We start from the raw sequence: 17,418 nt of genomic DNA, 5'->3' as shown, positions 1-17,418 counted from the left end.
TCGGCTTGAGGTCAACCCCGCAGGCCGTGACCGGCTTCGTCCCCCGGCCCGGGCGGCGGCACGCTGTCGGGCGGGAAGCGTGCCGCCGGGACATCAGCGGCCCGCGGTCTCCTCGAAGCGGCGGACGCCGGCCGTCGCCCGGTGGTGGCGGGGGGCCTCGATCTCGTCGAGCAGGGCGAGCGCGAAGTCCGCGTGACCGATCCGGCTCGCCGGGTCGCCGTGATCGGCGAACCGGTACCGGCCGGTGCGCGTGCCGTCGTAATCGAAGTCGCCCGCCGGCGCCACGTAGGCCCAGTCCAGATCGCAGGTCCGCAGCGTGTCGAGGCCCGCCGCGTGGCCGAGGCAGAACGGACGGTACTCGTCCGGGAAGCCGGGCTCGTCCATCAACGGGACGCCGGTCGCCCCGGGCAGGACGGAGGCGATGCCGACCACGACCAGCCGGCGCACCCCCGCCCGGGTCAGGCCGGCGGCCAGGGCGCGGGCGGAGCCGGTGAAGAAGTCGTGCGGGGGCGCGGACAGGTCCACGGCGGCGCTGAGGGCGGCATCGTGCCCGGCCGCCGCCCGCGCGACGTCGGCCGCGTCCGTGACGTCGCCCGCCACCAGCCGCGCGTCGCCGAGGTCGCCGTGGCGCGCGGGGTCGCGCACCACGGCGGTGACCCGGTGACCGCGCCTGCGCGCCTCCGCGACAGCCTGCCGACCGGCCCTGCCGCCCGCGCCGAAGACCACGATGTCCATGCGGAACCGCCTCTCACCAGGGCCGGGTCCCTTGCGCCCGGCCGGTGCGCCGACGCTAACAACGGCCCTGGTTTCCAAGGGGATACCGGCTATCGTGGCACCATGAGGGAACCGCTGCCCGCCGACATGTTCGACGAGTTGTGCCCGTCGTCGCTCACTCCGATCCGGTTCGGTGACAAGTGGGCCGGGCTCGTCATCCGCTGCCTCGAACACGGACCGCGCCGCTTCTCGGAGTTGCGCGTGCCGCTCCGGCGGGTCACGCCCAAGGCCCTCACCCGGTCCCTGCGTTCGCTGGAGCGGGACGGCTTCGTCCGGCGCACCGTGTACGCGAACGGCACTCCGCACGTGGAGTACGACCTGACGCCGCTGGGCCGCAGCCTGCTCGGACCGATAGCGGTCGCCTGCGCCTGGGCCGGGCAGCACTGGGAGGAACTGATCGAGGCCCGCGAGTCGTACGACGCCACCGCCCGCCTCGACCACACCGGCTGACCCCGCTCACGGCGGCGCGCAGGGTTCCTCCTGGGAGCGGGCTCGATGCCGGCCGGGACCCCCGCGTGCCGGGAGCGTCCGCCCGCCGCTCCGCCGAACCCGCCGCACCAGTAGGCTGCCCGGTCATGACGCGCGCCTGGTACCTGCCCCTCCTGTTCCTGGCCTGCGGCGCGGTCGTCGCGGCCGTCGCCGCCATCGGCGGGTCCGCCGGACCGGCCGTCGTGCTGTCGCTCGTGTTCACGCTGCTCGCGTGGTCGCACTCCCCGCTGGCGTTCCCGCGCTCGGTCGGTGCGGCCGAGGCCCGGGACCTCGGCGCGGCCGACGGCCGGCCGATCGTCTACTGGCGGTCGGGCTGCGCGTACTGCCTGCGGCTGCGGATCCGGCTGGGCCGCGACGCCCGCCGGCTCCACTGGGTCGACATCTGGCGCGATCCGGCCGGCGCAGGCGGCGGTGCGGGCGGTCAACGGCGGGGACGAGACCGTGCCGACCGTGGTGGTGGCGGGCCGCGCGTACGTCAACCCCGACCCGCGGTGGGTGCGCGCCCGGCTCTGATCAGCGCTTCCCCGCCCCGGTGCCCTCACAGGATCAGGGTGATCGCGGTGCCGATGCCTCCCAGCAGCAGGGCGATGCCGACCGCGGGCCAGCCGCCGGCGCGCCAGGGGAAGAAGCGGTCGAGGGCCAGGCGGCCCGGGCCGGTCGCGGCCACGGTCAGGGCGACGACGGCGATGGCCACGTTGTACTCGACGCCGCCGTCCCTGTCCCACAGGCCGTGGGCGCCGGTCACCGTGACCATCGCGTTGATCATGACACCGACCAGCGCGGCGGCCGCGAGCGGTGTGAACAGGCCGGCGGCCAGGCCGAGGCCGCCGAGGAACTCGGAGAGGCCGCAGACGAGGGCGTACGGCTTCCCCGGGTGATAGCCGAGGTCGGCGAATTGCCTGCCGGTGGCCGTCAGCCCCGGGCCGCCGAACAGGCCGAACAGCTTCTGGGCGCCGTGGCCTGCCATCAGCAGCCCGAAGGTCAGCCGGAGGAGGAGAAGTCCCCAGTCGCCGGCGGTGGGCCCGGGAGCGGGGGTCCGCCGTGCGGCCCCTCCCGTGGCAGCCGGCGACTGGCCGGTGTCGCGCTTGGTCATCTGAGTGCTCCGGTACGGACGCACGGTAAGGGGTTGTCCGGGTGCCGGTCTGGTCGGGCACCGGCTCACCGGGGGCGGCGCGGGGCCCGCGCTTCGGCCGCGGGGTGGGGGCCGCCCCTACCGATGCTTCCGCAACCCCGGCGACCGCGCACATCGGCCGACGGCCGGGGCGGGTCGGAAAGGATCGCCGGTCGCCTTTTCCGCCGGTCCGGAGAAATCGAAAGGGAAAGCGGCACCCGGCCGCCACCGACCGATTCGACATTTCCTAAGACAATCCGTAAGGCATACGCACCTCACCTCTGTCAGTGATCTTCCCGGCCCTGAGCCCGTGTTCCGGCATGTAAGGCGTACCTTTTGCCGGGTGACCGCAGTTCTTCACCCCGGGCGAGGAGCCCACCGCCCCGATACGGGCGCGGAATTGCCCGGGCGATGTCCGGAACTCGTCGCCGAGGCCCGGGACATCCCGGGCCACGCGCTCGACCGCCTCCGTTTCGACGATCCCGGCAAGGCGTGCCCCACGCCCCGCCGGACGACGTGCCGCACCTCGCCCGCGTGGGTTCCGCCGCCCGGCGCCGGGCGCGTCCGCTGATCCGGGTCCGCCGGCCCGCATCGGCTCCCCCGCCCCGTCCCTCCGCCCGTCTGGACGACGTCATGTCACTGCCGCGTACCGGCCCGCCCGCGCCCGCCGCCCCCTTGCCCCCCGGACCCCGGCGCTGCCGGCCCGGGGCCGTGCTCGTCGTCGAGTCCGTGACCGTCTTCATGGTCATGCTCGACAACCTCGCGATGAACAACGCGCTGCCGGACATCGGCAGGGACCTGATGGTGGGGGTCGGCGGCCTGGAGTGGGTCGTGGCCTCGTACACACTGGTCCTGGCGGCCTTGCTGCTGCCGGGCAGCATCGTCGGCGAACGGCTGGGGCGGCGCCGGCTGTTCCTCGCGGGACTGGCCGCGTTCATCCTCGGATCGGCCCTCGGGGCGACGGCGGACAGCTGGGAGACGCTGGTGGCCGGCCGGGTCGTCCAGGGCACGGGAGGCGCGGCCCTGCTGCCGTCCAGCGCGGCCCTGCTGCGGCAGGTCTTCCCCGAGGACGCCACCCGGGCCAGGGCGCTGGGGCTGCGCGGCGCCGCGTCCGGGCTGGGCCTCGCCCTCGGGCCGGTGATCGGCGGTCCGCTCGTGGAGCGGTTCGGCTGGCACAGCGTCCTGTTCATCAACGTGCCGATCGGCGTGGGCCTGCTGGTGTTCGGCGCGCTCTTCCTGCCGTACGCGCCCGCGTGCCGCGGCCGCTCCTGGGACCTGCCCGGACAGGCGCTGGCGGTCACCGGTGTCGGCGGGCTGATCTTCGCGCTCATCCAGGGCCCCTCCGAGGGCTGGACCGACCCCGCCGTGCTGGCCGGGTTCACCGCGGCGGGGCTGGCGCTGCCCGCCCTGACGGCCGTGGAGACGCGTGCCGCCGAGCCGATGCTCGATCTGTCCTTCTTCCGCGACCGGCCCTGCGCGGTGGCCGCGCTGGCCGGCTTCTCCACGAGCCTGGCCCTGTTCGGTGCGATCTTCTTCCTGTCGCTGTACCTGCAGTACGTCCTCGGCTGGTCGCCGGCCGGCGCCGGCCTCGTCTTCCTGCTGGCGTCCGCGTTCATCGTGGTCACGGGGCCGCTGGCGGGCCGGATGTCCGCGCGCTGGGGTGCCTTCCGGCCGCTGCTGGCCGGGGTCACGCTGTGCCCGGCCGCCCTCGCGGGGCTCGCCCTGTACGGGGAGCACGCCCGCTACGCCGAGTACTGCTGGGTCCTGCCGGTCATCGGGGTGTGTGTGGGCCTGACCTTCGTCCCCGTCAACGTCATCGTCGTGGAGCGGGTGCGCGGGCCCCGGGCCGGCATGGCCACGGCGATCGCCGAGACCCTGCGCGAACTCGGCGGGGTGACCGGTGTGGCGGCGCTCGGGGCCGTGCTCAACTCCCGGATGAGGGACTCGTTCCTGCGCCAGGCGGAGACCGTCCTGCCGGCGGACCAGGCGGGCGCGCTGGCCGACCGCGCCCTGGCCCGCGGCCCCGCGGCGGCGCTGGCGGGCCCCGGCGCCGGCGAGGTGCGCCGCTGGTTCCACGCCGCGTTCCTCGACGGTCTGCACGCGGCGCTGTACGCGGGGGCCGTGGGCACCGCCGCGGTGGCGGTGTGCACGTACCTGATGCTCCGCACCTCCACGGCGGCCGCGGCGGACGAGCCGAGCGTGCTGGTGCGGCCCACCGCGTAGCACCGCGCGGGCGCGGAGCCGAGCGGGCGCGCAGGATGGAGGGCGGAGGGAGGCGTGCGTGGTGTGCGGCCCGAGTGCGACCCTGGTCGACCTGTGGGACCGGCTGCCCCGCGAGGCCCGCGCGGAGCTGCTGCGCCGCAGCGCCGGGGCCCGCGGCCGGTGGGTCCTCGACGCGCTGCCGGGCCGCTGGGAGGCGCTGCGCCCGCTGGTCTTCCCCGCGCCGGACTACCACCGGTTCGGCGAGCTGGCGGCGGGCGTGCTCCGGTGCGCGCTCCTCGCCTGCCGGCGCCGGGCCGCGACCGCCGGCGAGCTGTACCGGGCGCTGGACGACCACCGCGAGCTCCGGCTGCTGGACCCCGCCGAGCGGCTGTCCGACCCCGCGCTGCTGCGCCTGGCCCGTCCCGACGCGCTGCTGGCCGGGGGCAGGCCGTGGTTCGTCGAGCTGAACGCCGGCCCCAACATCTACGGCGTCCCCGGGCTGGACCGGCGCAGCGCGGCGTTCGCCCGCAACTGGCCGGACGGCACGCTGGTGGCACCGCCGTCGACCCTGCGCGCCCGGGCGGCGGCCCTGGCCGGGGCCGCGCCGGGGCCGGCCGGCGGACGCGCCCGGGTGCTGGTGCCGACCTGGCGGGCGGCCTCGGGGATCGCGGCGAAGCTGGACGACGTCCGCGCGCTGCGCCGCTACCTGTGGCCGGCCGCGCGGGCCGCCCGGGAGGCGGGACTGGCGGTGACGGTCGCGGACCTGTCCGAGGCGCGCGGCGGCGCCGGCGGGCTGTGGGTGGGCGAGGACCGCGTCGATGTGGTGTTCAACCAGTTCCTCGGGTCCGTGGTGACGGACCCGGCGGCGCTCGGCGTGCTGCGCGAGGCGGTCCTCGCCGGCGGCGTGCGGCTGTTCGTCCCGGAGGCGTCGTGCCTGCTCGGGGCCAAGCGGGTGCTGGCCTGGATGCACGAGGACCTCAACCGGTACGCGCCCGAGGACCGGGCGCTGATCGAGGGGCACGTGCCGTGGACGGCGTGGCTGGGGCCCCGGCAGTCCGCCGCACGACGCCGGTGCCTCCTGGCCCGCGCCGCGCGGGAGCGGACCGGCCTCGTCGTCAAACCCTCGTGCGGCCACGGGGGCACGGGGTTCGTCTCCGGGGCCGAGGTCACCGAGCGGGAGTGGCTCGACCTGCTGGAACGGCGGTCGCGCGAGGAGACGCTCGTGCTGCAGCGCCGGCTCGTGCCCGACACCGTCCGGATGCGGTTCCGCAGCCTCGGCGGCGCGTGCGGGACGGCCCGGGTGCCGTTCGTCCTCTCGCCGTTCCTGCTGAACGGCCGCCCCGCGGGCGCCTACGTCCGCCATGCGAGTCCCGACTCGCCCGCCGGGGCGCCGGTGAACACGGCGGCGGGAGCGGTCTCCAACACGGTGCTGCTGCTCCCGGCCGGGTGACACCGGCCCGCCGACCACCGCGATCTTGCCCATCGGGCCGCCTCCCGGCATAGTGAGTTTGAAAATCCAACTCACAGGGAGGGTGCCGGGATGCGCGAACCACGGGTCACGGAGGAAACGGGGCGGCCGAGGCTGCCCGCCAAGCTCGCCGGCCATCCGTCCGTCCGGGCCGTCCTCGCGCGCCGGGACGCCGGAGCGGCGGACGGGCCGCCGCCGGTGATCGACGCGGAGTGGCTGCGCGAGCTGTGTCTCGCCGCCGGGGCCGACGACGCGGCGGCGGTGAGCCTCGACCATCCCGATCTCGCCGGGGAACGCGAGCACGCGCTGACCGCCCTGCCGGGCACGCGCTCCCTCGTCTCGCTCGTGGTCCGGATGAACCGCGACAACTACCGCTCGCCGGCCCGCAGCGTGGCGAACCAGGAGTTCCACCAGGCCGACGAGCAGATCAACCACGCCGCCCGGGCGGTCACCCGGGCCCTGCAGGACGCCGGTCACCGCGCGCTGAACCCGTCGGCCGGCTTCCCGCAGGAGATGGAGCGCTTCCCCGGCCGGATCTGGGTGGTGGCGCACAAGACGGTCGCCGTGGCGGCGGGCCTCGGCGTGATGGGGCTGCACCGCAACGTCATCCACCCGAGGTTCGGCACCTTCGTGCTGCTGGCCACCGTACTGGTGGACGCGGAGGTGAGCGCGTACGGGCGGCCGCTGGACCACAACCCGTGCATCGACTGCAAGTTGTGCGTCGCCGCCTGCCCGGTCGGCGCCCTCACCAAGGACGGCGACTTCGACTTCCTCGCCTGCGTGACGCACAACTACCGGGAGTTCATGAGCGGATTCACCGACTGGGCGCAGACGGTGGCCGACAGCGCGGACGCCGCCGACTTCCGCTTCCGCGTCACCGATCCCGAGAACGCGTCGATGTGGCAGAGCCTGGCGTTCAAGCCGAACTACAAGTCCGGGTACTGCGTGGCCGTCTGCCCCGCCGGGGAGGACGTCCTCGGCCCCTACCTCGACGACCGCAAGGGGTTCATGGACACGGTACTGCGCCCGCTCCAGGACAAGGCCGAGACGCTGTACGTCCTCCCGGGCTCCGAGGCGCAGCGGTACGCGGAGCGGCGCTTCCCGCACAAGCCCACGAAGGAGGTGACGGGCGGCTGGCGGCTGTCGCCGGAGGACGCCTGAGCCGGACCGGGGTGGTGCCGGGACCACCTCCGGTACGGGTCCCAGCCGCATTCCCCCGCGACCGGGCGGACTCGTAGCGTCCCCGGCATGACGCTCTCCCCGGGATCCGTGTCCCCTGTCCGCCGGCGGCGCGGCCTGTTCGTCTTCCTCGGTGTCGCCTACCTCGGCATGTGGGCGGCCATGTCACCGCTCCTGCTCAGCGGGTTCAGTCGCGGCGACGCACGCGAGGAGACCGGCGCGCTGGAGGAGGTGTGCATCGCGGCCGCGATGACGGCCCCCGCCCTCGCCGCGGTCCTCGTCGTCCGCCTGGTCGAACGCGACGGCCGGGTCCGGGACGCCCTGGCCCTGCGGTGGCCGAGGCCGTGGGGCCGTACGGCGCGGGCCTGTCTGACGGCCTTCGCCGTCCCCGCCGGCCTCACCGCGGCCGCTCTCGCCCTCGGTGGCCTGGCCGGCCGCTACCCGTTCGGCGGCGTGCACGGGGCCGGGCTCGGTGCCTGGGCGGCCGGGGCCGTGCCGGGCATGCTGGTGTGGCTCCCGCTGTTCCTCGGCGAGGAGCTGGTCTGGCAGGGGTACCTCTTCCCGCGCCTCGCGGGAAGAGGTGACCGCCGGAGCCTGCTGCGGGCGTACGCCCTCACGGGTACGGCCTTCGCCCTGTGGCATCTGCCCACGCTGCTGATGGGCGGCCAGTACCCGGGACACCCCTGGTACGTGTCGGTGCCCGCCATGCTGGTGAGCTGCCTGCTCGTCCTGCCGGTGTTCACCTGGCTGCGGCTGCGGTCCGGGTCGGTCGTGCCCGCCGTCATCGGCCACGCGTTCGTGAGTTCGGCGAGTGTCGGCATGGTCAGGGAGTTCGCCGATCCCAACGCGGCACTCGATCCGCTGCACATGGGCATGGCCGGCTGGCCCGGCTGGGTCGTCACCGGCGCGTTCGTCGCCTTCCTGGCGCTGACCGGCCGGCTCCGGCCGACCTTCCGCGCCCGCGCCCGCGTCGGCCCGCTCCCCGCCGGCGACCGGGGTCCCGCCCCCGCGCGGACCACCGTGCGCCGCTGAGCCGGGTGCGCGGGACTCGTACCCTGTACCCGTGCCGTCCTCCCGTCTGCGCCGCGTCACCGTCCTCGTGCTGGAGGGGGCCAAGCCGCTCGACGTCGGCATCCCCGCCCAGGTGTTCACGACCCGGGCGAGCATGCCGTACGAGGTGCGCGTGTGCGGCGCGGCGCCCGGGCTGGTGACCGGCGGCGACGGGCTGTCGTACCACGTCGCCGACGGCCTCGACGCGCTTCGGTGGGCCGACATCGTCTTCATCCCCGGCTACCGGTTCCCGGACCGCGAGGACCCGCCCGCCGCCGTGGTCGACGCGCTGCTCGCCGCCCACGCCCGGGGCGCGCGGCTCGCCGCCATCTCGACGGGCGCCTTCGCGCTCGCCGCCACGGGCCTGCTCGACGGCAGGCGGGCCACGACCCACTGGCACTACACGCGGGCGCTCAGGGCGAGGCATCCGCTGGTCCGGGTCGACGAGAACGTGCTCTTCGTCGACGAGGGCAGCGTGCTGACGTCGGCCGGCGCCGCCTCGGGCATCGACCTGTGCCTGCACATCCTGCGGGGGGACCTCGGGGTGGCCGCGTCGAACCACGCGGCCAGGCGCCTGGTCGCGGCCCCCTACCGCAGCGGCGGCCAGGCGCAGTACGTGCCGCGCAGCCTGCCCGAGCCGCTCGGCGAGCGGTTCGCCGCCACCCGCGAGTGGGCGCTGCACCGGCTCGGCGAACCCCTCACCCTCAAGGCGCTGGCCCGGCACGCGGCGGTCTCGCCGCGCACGTTCTCCCGGCGCTTCGTCGAGGACACGGGGTACACGCCGATGCAGTGGGTGATGCGCGCCCGCATCGACCTGGCCCGCGAGCTGCTGGAGCGCACGGAACGGAGCATCGAGCAGATCGCCGCCGACGTCGGCCTCGGCACCGGCACCAACCTCCGGAACCACTTCCAGCACATCCTCGGCACCACCCCGAGCGAATACCGGCGCACGTTCTTCCGGCAGGAGTAGCCGGGCGGACGGGCCGGGTGGCCGCGCGGGTACGGTGCGGAGCGTGAACGGTCAGCAGCTGGAGTACTTCCTCGCGGTCGCCGAGCACGGGAGCCTCGGTCACGCGGCGGTGGCGTGCGGGGTGCGTCAGCCGTCGCTGTCGCAGGCTCTGGGGGCGCTGGAGAAGGAGCTGGGCGCGGCCCTGGTGCGCCGGGTGCGGCGGGGGGCCGTCCTCACGCCCGCCGGGCGGGCGTTCGTGCCCCATGCGCGGCTGCTGCTGCGGGAGCTGCGCCGGACGGGCGACGTGATCGGCCGGCCGGACGGCAGGCCGGCCGGGGAGCTGGACCTGGTCACCACGCCGGTGCTGGCGGTCGATCCGTGTGCCCTCCTGCTCGGGCGGTTCCGCGGGCTGCATCCCGAGGTGCGGGTGCGGGTCCGGGTCACCGACCGCGACGCGGAGGTGCGCGAGATGCTGGCCGACGGCCGGGCGGAGGTGGGGGTGACCTGTCTGCCCCTGGACGCGGACGGCATCGTGGTGCGCGCCTGGGCGGAGCACGAGATCATGGCCGTCTTCCCGCCCGGCGAGCCGCCGCTGCCCGACCCGTTGCCGGTCCGGTTGCTGGCCGGCCGGGAGACGGTGGGCGTCACCGGGCACAGCCGGCAGCGGGAGCTGGTGGGCGATCACCTGGCGGCCCACGGGGTGCGTCCGCGGATCACCGTGGAGGTGGCGCACCGGGAGATGGTGATTCCCCTGGTACTGGCCGGTGCGGGCATGTCCTTCCTCGCCGGGCGGGTGGCGCGCTGGGCCGCCGGGCAGGGGGCGCGGGTCCGCCGGCTCGATCCGCCGCTGCGCCAGCCGTACGGGCTGGCGTACGTGCCGGGCCGGCTGTCCCCGGCCGCCCGGGCGCTGGCCGGCCTGGTGGCGGCGCCGGAGCGGCAGGAACTCGAGGGCGGTGGGTCCTTTGCCAGGTGAACCGCGGCGGGGGTCGCCGTTCACCGGGCTGCGGCAGGCCGAGTACTTCCTGGCGGTGGTGGACAGCGGTGGCATCACCGCGGCGGCGCGGCGGCTGCGCGTGGCCCAGCCGTCCCTGTCGCAGACCGTGCGCGCGATCGAACGGCAGGCGGGCACCGAGCTGTTCGAGCGGACCCCGCGCGGAGTCGTGCCCACCCCGGCGGGCCGGGCCCTGGTGGAACCGGCGCGGCGGCTGCTGGCGGCCCGCCGGGCGGCGGGCCGGGCGGTCGCGGACGTGGCGTCGCTGCGCGCCGGACGGCTGGAACTGGTGGCGCACGCCTCGGTGACGGCCGACCCGCTGGCCCGGGCGGTGGGCGCGTTCCGCCGGGCCCACCCGGGGGTGGGCGTCCTGGTCGAGGCCGCGCCCGGCGACGACGAGCTGGTGTACGCGCTCACCGACGGGCGCCATGAACTGGCGGTGGTCTCCCTGCCGTTGCCCCCGGCGCCCGCCCTGGTGACGGAGGAACTGGGCCACCACGACGTCTGGCTGGCCATGGCTCCGGGCACCGCCGTCGCCCCGGGACCGGTGTCGCCCGCCGAGGTGGCCGCGATGCCGCTGGTGGCGGTGTTGCACGGCGGCTCCGCCCGGCACGCGATCCGCCGGGCCTTGAGCGGCGCCGGACCCGGCGAGGGGGGCCGGGAGCCGGTGGCGGAGGGGGCCCGGGCCGGTGTGGTGACCCCGCATCTGGGTTCGGTGATCCCGCTGGTGCTGACCGGCGCGGGCGCGGCTCTGGTGGACCGCTGGTACGCCGAGCGCATCGCGGAACAGGGCGGGGTCGTCCGCCCCCTCGGCCCGGCCGTGCGCGCCCCGTTCGGCGTGGCCCGCCGCCGCGAGCCCCTCTCCCCGGCCTGCCAGGCGTTCCTGGACATCCTGCGGGAGACGTGCGCCGCGCGGCCCGCCGACGGGCCGGACCGCGGAGTGCCGAACCGCGGAGTGCCGGGGACGTGAGTGCGTCCCGTCCGTCACCGCTCCGCGTCGGTCACCGCGGCCACCTGCTCGGGGGTGTAGCCGATCTCGGCCAGGACGGACGCGGTGTCCTCGCCGAGTTCCGGGCAGGGGCGCCGTACCCCGGAGGGCGAGCCGGAGTAGCGGACGGGGTCGCCGATCACGCGGTAGGCGCCGACGTGCGGATGCCGCTGCACGTCGAGCATGTGCCCGGCGGCCCAGTAGGGGTGCTCCCCGGCGTGGTCGAGGTTCATGACCGGGGCGAACGGGATGGAGTGCGCGGAGCAGAACGCCTCCCACTCCTCGGTGGTGTGCCCGTCGGTGTAGTGGGCGAGCAGCTCGTACAGCTCCCCGATCTTCGACTGGAAGTTCTCGGGGGTGAAGCCCTCCAGTGCCTCGGGGTGCCCGACGAACGCGAAGAAGGCCTCGGCGTCACGGTAGTTGTAGGGCAGGACGCAGGCGTAGCCGTCCTTGGTCGGGAACGCCGCGTGCCCCGGTTCCAGGGAGCGCGGGAAGCCCACGGGGCCGGCCGGGGGCTCGTACGCCTGGCCGCCGATGTGCTCGACGAGGGTGAAGGCGAACATCGTGTCCGCCATGGGCACCTCGACGTGCTGCCCCTTGCCGGTGCGTTCCCGGCCCAGCAGGGCGGCGAGCACGGCGTAGGCGATGGTCATGCCGCAGACCTTGTCGGCCATGGTCGTGGGGACGTAGTAGGGCCGGCCGGTGACCCGCCGCATCAGGTCGACCATGCCGGAGGCCGCCTGGACGACCTCGTCGTAGGCGGCGTAGTCGGCGGCCGGCGAGTCGGAGCGGAAGCCCTGGGCGTTGCAGTAGACCAGGCGCGGGTTGCCCTCGGCGAGGTCCCCGTAGGTGAGGCCCAGCTTGCGCAGGGCCCGCGGGCGCATGTTGGTGACCAGCGCGTCGGCCGTGCCGATGAGCGCGAGCGCGGCCTGCTTGCCCTCGGGGGTCTTCAGGTCCAGGCGGACGCTGCGCTTGTTGCGGTTGAGGTTGAGCGCCAGCGCGCCGATGGTGTCGGCGTCCCGCCGGTGCACATGGCGCATCACGTCGCCGACGGGCGATTCGATCTTGATGACGTCGGCGCCGAGGTCGCCGAGGATCTGGCAGGCGTACGGCCCCATGATGACGCCGGCCAGGTCGATGACGCGCAGGCCGTCGAGGGGCCGGGTGCCGGACGCCGGGGTGGAGTGGCTCATGAACGTCTCATCCCCTTGCGAGATGTCTCATCCCTGTGCGGAATGCGGAGGTGTGCGGTACGGGGTGCGGAGCGGTCCCCGGGCGCGGGGCGGCGCGGGGGCCGGGGGCTCAGACGAAGGCGCTGATGCCGGTGGCCGCCCGGCCGACGATCAGGGAGTTCATGTCGCGGGTGCCCTCGTAGGAGTAGAGGGCCTCGGCGTCGGCGAAGAACCGGGCCGCCTTGTACTCCAGCAGGATGCCGTTGCCGCCGAAGACCTCGCGGGCCCAGGCGACGGTCTCGCGCATCCGGGTGGTGCAGAACATCTTGGCCAGGGCCGCCTGGGCCTCGCTCAGCGCGTCCTCGGCGTGCAGTTGGGCCATCCTGACCGCCATCGCCTGGGAGGCGGTGATGTTGCCGAGCATGCGGGACAGCAGGTCCTGGATCAGCTGGAAGGCGGCGATCGGCTTGCCGAACTGCTCGCGCTCCACCGCGTAGGCGCGGGCCGCCTCGAAGGCGCCGATCGAGCAGCCGACGGCCTGCCAGGCGACACCGCCGCGGGTGACCTTCAGTACGCGCGCGGTGTCGCGGAAGGAGTCGGCCCGCTGGAGGCGGTTCTCCTCCGGGACACGGACGTCGTCCAGGACGATGTGGGCGTTCTGCACGCCGCGCAGGGCGATCTTGCCCTCCAGCTTGCGGGCGCTGAAACCGGGGGTGCCCTTCTCCACCACGAAGCCCTTGACCTGACCGTCCGCCTCGTCGCGCGCCCAGATCACCACCAGGTCGGCGAAGGTGCCGTTGCCGATCCACCTCTTCTCTCCGTTGAGCACCCAGTCGTCGCCGTCCCGGCGGGCCGTGGTCAGCAGTCCGCGGGCCGTGCCCGAACCCACCAGCGGCTCGGTCAGGCCGAACGCGCCGATCTTGCGCCACTCGACCATCTGCGGCAGCCACCGCTGCCGCTGCTCCTCGGAGCCGCACTCGCGGATGGAGCCCATGCCCAGCCCGCTGTGCACGCCGTAGAAGGTGGCGAAGGAGGGGTCGACACGCGCCATCTCCATGCTGATGAGGCCGCTCAGCAGGGGGCTGCGGGCGGTGATGCCGGGGGCGTCGCCGGGGATGCCGGTGATGCCCAGGTCGCGGACCGCGTCCACCAGGTGCAGGGGGGACTCGGCGCGGGCCCACAGCTCGCCCGCGGACGGTTCCACCTTGTCGGCGAGGAAGGAGCGGATGCGCTCCAGTGTCTGCCGTTCCCCGGGGTCGAGCAGGTCCTTGATCCGGAAGAAGTCGCCCTCGACGGCGAACGGGTCCATCTTCTTGTGCTGCGCGGTCATGATCGCCCTTCCGTGTCGGAGAAGCATGCGGGGCGCCGGTCCCGGGTTCCCCGGATACCGGGCACATGAGTCCTCACCGGCGATATCGGACCGGGGCGGTGTGCCACCGCTCGGGGACTTCCCTTCCAGTGCACGCCCGGGGGTTGCATAGGTCAAAGACGAAATGATGACCGCGGTGCCAGGGACGTCCTATGGGACCGTGCACCGCGCGCCTGCGGACATATCGCAGCAGAATGGGACGAAATGTCCGGCGAACCAGCGGAGGCTCGGTGATGCGCGACAGCGCCGAGGACGGCGAGGGGCCGATCGAGGAGCAGCCCGGGCTGCACGAGGAGGACGAGGGCACTCCCGAGGAAGAGCTCTACGAGCAGACGGCCGGCTCCGACGACGAGGTCTACGACGACACGGCCGGCCCGGACGGGGAGATCGACGACGCTGTGGCCGGCCCCGACGGGGAGCCCGTCCGCCGAAGGAGTGCGACCGACGCGGAGCCCGACGTGTTCCTCGACGTCCCGCTGCTCAAGGTCGACGAAATCGACCTGGACGTCGAGGACCTGCGGGCGCATGTCTCGCTCCAGGCCGAGGTGCTGGACCTGCTGAAGCTGAACGTGGGCGCCGATGTCGCACTGGGCCGGGTGCACCTCGGCATCTCGGGGGTGGAGGCGCGGGCCCGGCTGGAGGTACGGCTCGACAACGTGGCGCTGATCATCAACCGGGTGCTCACCACGCTCGACCGCAATCCGCAGATCCTGGAGGACCTGACCCGTGGCGTGGGGGCCGCCGTGCAGGACGTCGGGGTCGGGGCGCGGCGCGCCGTCGGCGAGCTGGGTACGGGCGCGAGCAGGGCCGTCGGCGACCTCGGCAGCGGAGCCGGTGCCGCCGTGCGGGACGTGGGCGCGGGCGCCGGCCGGGGGGTCGAGCGGGTGGGCCGCGGGGCCGGGCGGGCGGTGGAGGGTGTGGGACGGGGCGCCGGTGCGGCTGTGGAAGGCGTGGGCCGCGGGGCCGCGAGCACCGTGGAGGACGTGGGCCGCGTGGCGGGGGGCACCGTGGAGGGGGCCGCGGCCGGGGTGGGCGGAGTCGTCCGGGACGTACCCGCTGTCGGTGACGTACCGGCTGTCGGCGACGTGCCCGAGGTCGCCGACGCACCGGCTGTCACCGCCGCTCCGGACGTCGCCGACGTACCGGACCGGGCGGGTGGTGCCGTTCGTCGGGCCGCGGCGCCCGGGCGGACCCGGCCGCGGCGGCCCGACGACGAACGCGGCGACGACCCGGCCGTCCGGAGCCGCCGCGCGACCCGCGCGCGTCGAGTCCGCGACGCGGAGGGGAAGCCGGCACCTCGGCCCGCTCGCCGCCGCACCGCCGGGGAGCGGGACCAGCCGCCCTGAACGGCCCGCGGACCGGGGCCGGAAGCCGGACAGCCGGCGTGGGACATCGCGTTCCGGGCGACCGTCCACGCCGATCGCCTCCGCTTCGAGGAGGAGCCGCGAACGGCCGTGCGCTTTCCCGGCCTCGGGAAGCGGACGTCGACGTCCCGGAGCGAACGCACGAACCTGCCCGAGAAGGTCGTCGCAGGCGAGGACTACCGCGACGCCCTGGTCGACTACCGCCTGGCGACCCGGCTCACCCGAGCACCGGAGGGGGGACGGGACGACGGCGAAGGCGGCACGGACGCGGGAGCGGACCGCCGATGAGTCACCTCTCGACCCGGTGCAACTCGATGTTCCGGTTGGTGAAGAGGTGCACGTACCCGCAGGTCCAGCAGATCAGCCCCGTCGCCGTCTCGTCGGCCCAGGCCAGTCTCGCGAACTCCATGCCGGTGCTGTTGAGTTTCACGCCGCGTTCCCGGAAGACATCGCCTCGGCAGATCTGACAGGTGATCCACGTGTCGCCCAGCAAGGCGCGCACCGCCTTCGCCACAGCCGTCCCCCATGTGCTCTCGCGCCCCGGTCAGGGCGCGGTACGACGTGATCCGCGCCGTACGTGATCGTCCGGCGCCCAGGTGAACGACACCACACCTGCGGCCGCAATTGGCGGCAATTGAGCGAGATCTGAGCAAGTGTGCCCGCCCTGGGTGCCTCTCGACGGCCTGGCGCGATCCTTGCGAACCATGGCGTTCGCGCCGTGGTCATGGGTGGTCCGGGCGGACCACGATGGGGGTGAACGGAAGGAGAGCGCACTCATGACCCGCATAGCCATCAACGGATTCGGCCGCATCGGACGCAACGTGCTGCGCGCGCTGCTCGAACGCGACAGCGCCCTGGAGGTCGTGGCCGTCAACGACCTCACGGAGCCCGCCACCCTGGCGCGGCTGCTCGCCTACGACACGACGGCCGGCCGGCTGGGCCGCCCGGTGAGCGCCGACGGGGACACGCTCGTCGTCGACGGCCGGCGCATCAAGGTGCTGGCCGAGCGGGAACCGGCGCGGCTGCCGTGGGCCGAACTCGAAGTCGACATCGTGCTGGAGTCGACCGGCCGTTTCACCTCGGCGAAGGCGGCCCGCGCACACCTGGACGCGGGCGCGAAGAAGGTGCTCGTCAGCGCTCCGTCGGACGGCGCCGACGTCACGCTCGCGTACGGGGTCAACACCGGGGTGTACGACGCGGCCCTGCACACGATCGTGTCGAACGCCTCGTGCACCACGAACGCGCTGGCGCCGCTGGCCTCCGTACTGGACGAACTCGCCGGTATCGAGCACGGTTTCATGACGACGGTGCACGCCTACACCCAGGAGCAGAACCTCCAGGACGGCCCGCACCGCGACGCCCGCCGTGCCCGTGCCGCCGCCGTGAACATCGTGCCGACCACGACGGGCGCCGCCAAGGCGATCGGCCTGGTGCTGCCGAACCTGGACGGCAAGCTCTCGGGTGACTCGATCCGCGTGCCGGTTCCGGTGGGCTCGATCGTGGAACTCAACACCACCGTCAGCCGGGAGGTGTCGCGGGACGAGGTGCTGGCGGCCTACCGTGCCGCCGCCGAGGGACCGCTCGCCGGTGTCCTCGAATACTCGGAGGACCCGCTCGTGTCGTCCGACATCACCGGCAACCCGGCCTCGTCCGTCTTCGACTCGGCCCTCACCCGCGTCGACGGCCGCCACGTCAAGGTGGTCGCCTGGTACGACAACGAGTGGGGCTTCTCGAACCGCGTGCTGGACACGCTCGACCTGCTCGCCGCGGGCTGACCCCGCCACGAGGGGCCGTACGGCCGCGGCGCCCCGGACTCGACGGCTGATGTCCGGGGCGCCGCCGTGTCCGGTCAGCCGGGCAGGTCACCGGTGTAACGGTAGATGTTCCCGGCGGAGTTGACCCCCCACACGGTCCCGTCGGCGCCCGCGCCGATGTCGGCGAGGCCCCCGGGGATCTGCACCCAGGGACTCGCGTCGTTGTTGGTGTAGTGGTAGACGTTCCCACCGGAGTTCACACCCCACACCGTGGTGCGGGAGCCCGAGGCGATCGCCGTCAGTCCGCCGCTGATCTGCTTCCAGTGGCCGGAGTCCTGGTCACCCGTGTACCGGTAGATGTTCCCGGCGGAGTTCACCCCCCACACCGTGCCGTCCGCACCCGCCCCGATGTCCGACAGCCCACCAGGGATCTGCACCCACGGACTCGCGTCGTTGTTGGTGTAGCGGTAGATGTTCCCCGCCGAGTTCACACCCCACACGTTCGTACGCGACCCCACCGCGATCCGCACCAACGCACCGGAGATCTGCTTCCAGTCG

17 protein-coding genes and 1 pseudogene are annotated in these 17,418 nt (G+C 74.4%); 12 read left to right on the top strand and 6 right to left on the bottom strand.

Annotated features, from left to right (window positions below; all coding sequences use genetic code 11):
- Nucleotides 1-93: 93 nt before the first annotated feature.
- Nucleotides 94-735 carry an NAD(P)-dependent oxidoreductase gene (locus ACZ63H_RS19750; protein ID WP_469866671.1) on the bottom strand — a complete coding sequence of 214 codons (642 nt, stop codon included), beginning with the start codon at nucleotides 733-735 and terminating at the stop codon, nucleotides 94-96.
- Between the two features lie 102 nt (nucleotides 736-837).
- Between ACZ63H_RS19750 and ACZ63H_RS19745 the strand changes: the two genes are divergently transcribed.
- Nucleotides 838-1,224 (top strand): winged helix-turn-helix transcriptional regulator, encoded by a 387-nt coding sequence (locus ACZ63H_RS19745; protein WP_469866669.1) that lies wholly within the window; start codon nucleotides 838-840, stop codon nucleotides 1,222-1,224.
- Between the two features lie 125 nt (nucleotides 1,225-1,349).
- Nucleotides 1,350-1,776 (top strand): annotated as a pseudogene (locus ACZ63H_RS19740) (glutaredoxin domain-containing protein).
- Nucleotides 1,777-1,801: 25 nt separating this feature from the next.
- On the opposite strand, the gene ACZ63H_RS19735 reads toward ACZ63H_RS19740, so the two are convergent.
- On the bottom strand, nucleotides 1,802-2,230 hold the full coding sequence (locus ACZ63H_RS19735; RefSeq protein WP_469866793.1) for a DoxX family protein: 429 nt from the start codon (nucleotides 2,228-2,230) through the stop codon (nucleotides 1,802-1,804).
- Nucleotides 2,231-3,007: 777 nt separating this feature from the next.
- Here ACZ63H_RS19735 and ACZ63H_RS19730 point away from each other — a divergent pair.
- From ACZ63H_RS19730 to ACZ63H_RS19700, 7 genes are all read left to right on the top strand, one after another.
- On the top strand, nucleotides 3,008-4,597 hold the full coding sequence (locus ACZ63H_RS19730) for an MFS transporter (protein WP_469866667.1): 1,590 nt from the start codon (nucleotides 3,008-3,010) through the stop codon (nucleotides 4,595-4,597).
- 61 nt (nucleotides 4,598-4,658) lie between these two features.
- Nucleotides 4,659-6,026, top strand: coding sequence for a hypothetical protein (locus tag ACZ63H_RS19725; protein WP_469866665.1), 1,368 nt, complete (start codon nucleotides 4,659-4,661; stop codon nucleotides 6,024-6,026).
- A 90-nt stretch (nucleotides 6,027-6,116) separates the two neighbouring features.
- A complete protein-coding gene (locus tag ACZ63H_RS19720; protein ID WP_469866663.1) occupies nucleotides 6,117-7,205 on the top strand; it encodes a 4Fe-4S binding protein in 1,089 nt (362 codons plus the stop codon).
- A gap of 87 nt (nucleotides 7,206-7,292) precedes the next feature.
- Nucleotides 7,293-8,255 (top strand): CPBP family intramembrane glutamic endopeptidase, encoded by a 963-nt coding sequence (locus tag ACZ63H_RS19715; protein ID WP_469866661.1) that lies wholly within the window; start codon nucleotides 7,293-7,295, stop codon nucleotides 8,253-8,255.
- 31 nt (nucleotides 8,256-8,286) lie between these two features.
- A complete protein-coding gene (locus ACZ63H_RS19710) occupies nucleotides 8,287-9,243 on the top strand; it encodes a GlxA family transcriptional regulator (protein ID WP_469866659.1) in 957 nt (318 codons plus the stop codon).
- A gap of 43 nt (nucleotides 9,244-9,286) precedes the next feature.
- Nucleotides 9,287-10,195, top strand: a complete 909-nt coding sequence (locus tag ACZ63H_RS19705; protein ID WP_469866657.1) for a LysR family transcriptional regulator — start codon at nucleotides 9,287-9,289, stop codon at nucleotides 10,193-10,195.
- Complete coding sequence (locus ACZ63H_RS19700) at nucleotides 10,185-11,183, top strand: LysR family transcriptional regulator (RefSeq protein WP_469866655.1); 999 nt, start codon at nucleotides 10,185-10,187, stop codon at nucleotides 11,181-11,183. Before ACZ63H_RS19705 ends, ACZ63H_RS19700 begins: the two co-directional genes overlap by 11 nt.
- Nucleotides 11,184-11,197: 14 nt before the next feature.
- On the opposite strand, the gene ACZ63H_RS19695 is transcribed toward ACZ63H_RS19700, so the two are convergent.
- Entirely contained in the window at nucleotides 11,198-12,394 is a 1,197-nt protein-coding gene (locus tag ACZ63H_RS19695; protein ID WP_469866653.1) for a CaiB/BaiF CoA transferase family protein, read from the bottom strand.
- Between the two features lie 109 nt (nucleotides 12,395-12,503).
- Nucleotides 12,504-13,703: an acyl-CoA dehydrogenase family protein gene (locus tag ACZ63H_RS19690; protein ID WP_469866651.1), complete on the bottom strand. Its 1,200-nt coding sequence runs from the start codon at nucleotides 13,701-13,703 to the stop codon at nucleotides 12,504-12,506.
- 272 nt (nucleotides 13,704-13,975) lie between these two features.
- Between ACZ63H_RS19690 and ACZ63H_RS19685 the strand changes: the two genes are divergently transcribed.
- Together ACZ63H_RS19685 and ACZ63H_RS19680 are read left to right on the top strand one after the other, a co-directional pair.
- Nucleotides 13,976-15,088 (top strand): hypothetical protein, encoded by a 1,113-nt coding sequence (locus ACZ63H_RS19685; protein ID WP_469866649.1) that lies wholly within the window; start codon nucleotides 13,976-13,978, stop codon nucleotides 15,086-15,088.
- A gap of 108 nt (nucleotides 15,089-15,196) precedes the next feature.
- Nucleotides 15,197-15,394, top strand: a complete 198-nt coding sequence (locus ACZ63H_RS19680; protein WP_469866647.1) for a hypothetical protein — start codon at nucleotides 15,197-15,199, stop codon at nucleotides 15,392-15,394.
- Between the two features lies 1 nt (nucleotide 15,395).
- Here the strand turns inward: ACZ63H_RS19680 and ACZ63H_RS19675 are convergent, their stop codons facing one another.
- Nucleotides 15,396-15,536 (bottom strand): hypothetical protein, encoded by a 141-nt coding sequence (locus ACZ63H_RS19675; RefSeq protein ID WP_469866645.1) that lies wholly within the window; start codon nucleotides 15,534-15,536, stop codon nucleotides 15,396-15,398.
- Between the two features lie 346 nt (nucleotides 15,537-15,882).
- Here ACZ63H_RS19675 and gap point away from each other — a divergent pair, with 346 nt between their 5' ends.
- Complete coding sequence (gene gap / locus ACZ63H_RS19670) at nucleotides 15,883-16,881, top strand: type I glyceraldehyde-3-phosphate dehydrogenase (RefSeq protein WP_469866643.1); 999 nt, start codon at nucleotides 15,883-15,885, stop codon at nucleotides 16,879-16,881.
- 74 nt (nucleotides 16,882-16,955) lie between these two features.
- Here gap and ACZ63H_RS19665 read toward each other — a convergent pair.
- On the bottom strand, nucleotides 16,956-17,418 hold a 463-nt coding region (locus tag ACZ63H_RS19665), incomplete at its 5' end, for a tectonin domain-containing protein (RefSeq protein ID WP_469866641.1).

Source organism: Streptomyces sp. NPDC104831 (assembly GCF_055583025.1).
This window is presented reverse-complemented; position numbering and strand designations above follow the sequence as displayed.

Bases quoted from the DNA above. Each gene is read 5' to 3' on its own strand.
- ACZ63H_RS19750 (WP_469866671.1), bottom strand. From the start codon at position 735: ATGGACATCGTGGTCTTCGGCGCGGGCGGCAGGGCCGGTCGGCAGGCT.
- ACZ63H_RS19745 (WP_469866669.1), top strand. From the start codon at position 838: ATGAGGGAACCGCTGCCCGCCGACATGTTCGACGAGTTGTGCCCGTCG.
- ACZ63H_RS19735 (WP_469866793.1), bottom strand. From the start codon at position 2,230: ATGGCAGGCCACGGCGCCCAGAAGCTGTTCGGCCTGTTCGGCGGCCCG.
- ACZ63H_RS19730 (WP_469866667.1), top strand. From the start codon at position 3,008: ATGTCACTGCCGCGTACCGGCCCGCCCGCGCCCGCCGCCCCCTTGCCC.
- ACZ63H_RS19720 (WP_469866663.1), top strand. From the start codon at position 6,117: ATGCGCGAACCACGGGTCACGGAGGAAACGGGGCGGCCGAGGCTGCCC.
- ACZ63H_RS19715 (WP_469866661.1), top strand. From the start codon at position 7,293: ATGACGCTCTCCCCGGGATCCGTGTCCCCTGTCCGCCGGCGGCGCGGC.
- ACZ63H_RS19695 (WP_469866653.1), bottom strand. From the start codon at position 12,394: ATGAGCCACTCCACCCCGGCGTCCGGCACCCGGCCCCTCGACGGCCTG.
- ACZ63H_RS19690 (WP_469866651.1), bottom strand. From the start codon at position 13,703: ATGACCGCGCAGCACAAGAAGATGGACCCGTTCGCCGTCGAGGGCGAC.
- ACZ63H_RS19685 (WP_469866649.1), top strand. From the start codon at position 13,976: ATGCGCGACAGCGCCGAGGACGGCGAGGGGCCGATCGAGGAGCAGCCC.
- gap (WP_469866643.1), top strand. From the start codon at position 15,883: ATGACCCGCATAGCCATCAACGGATTCGGCCGCATCGGACGCAACGTG.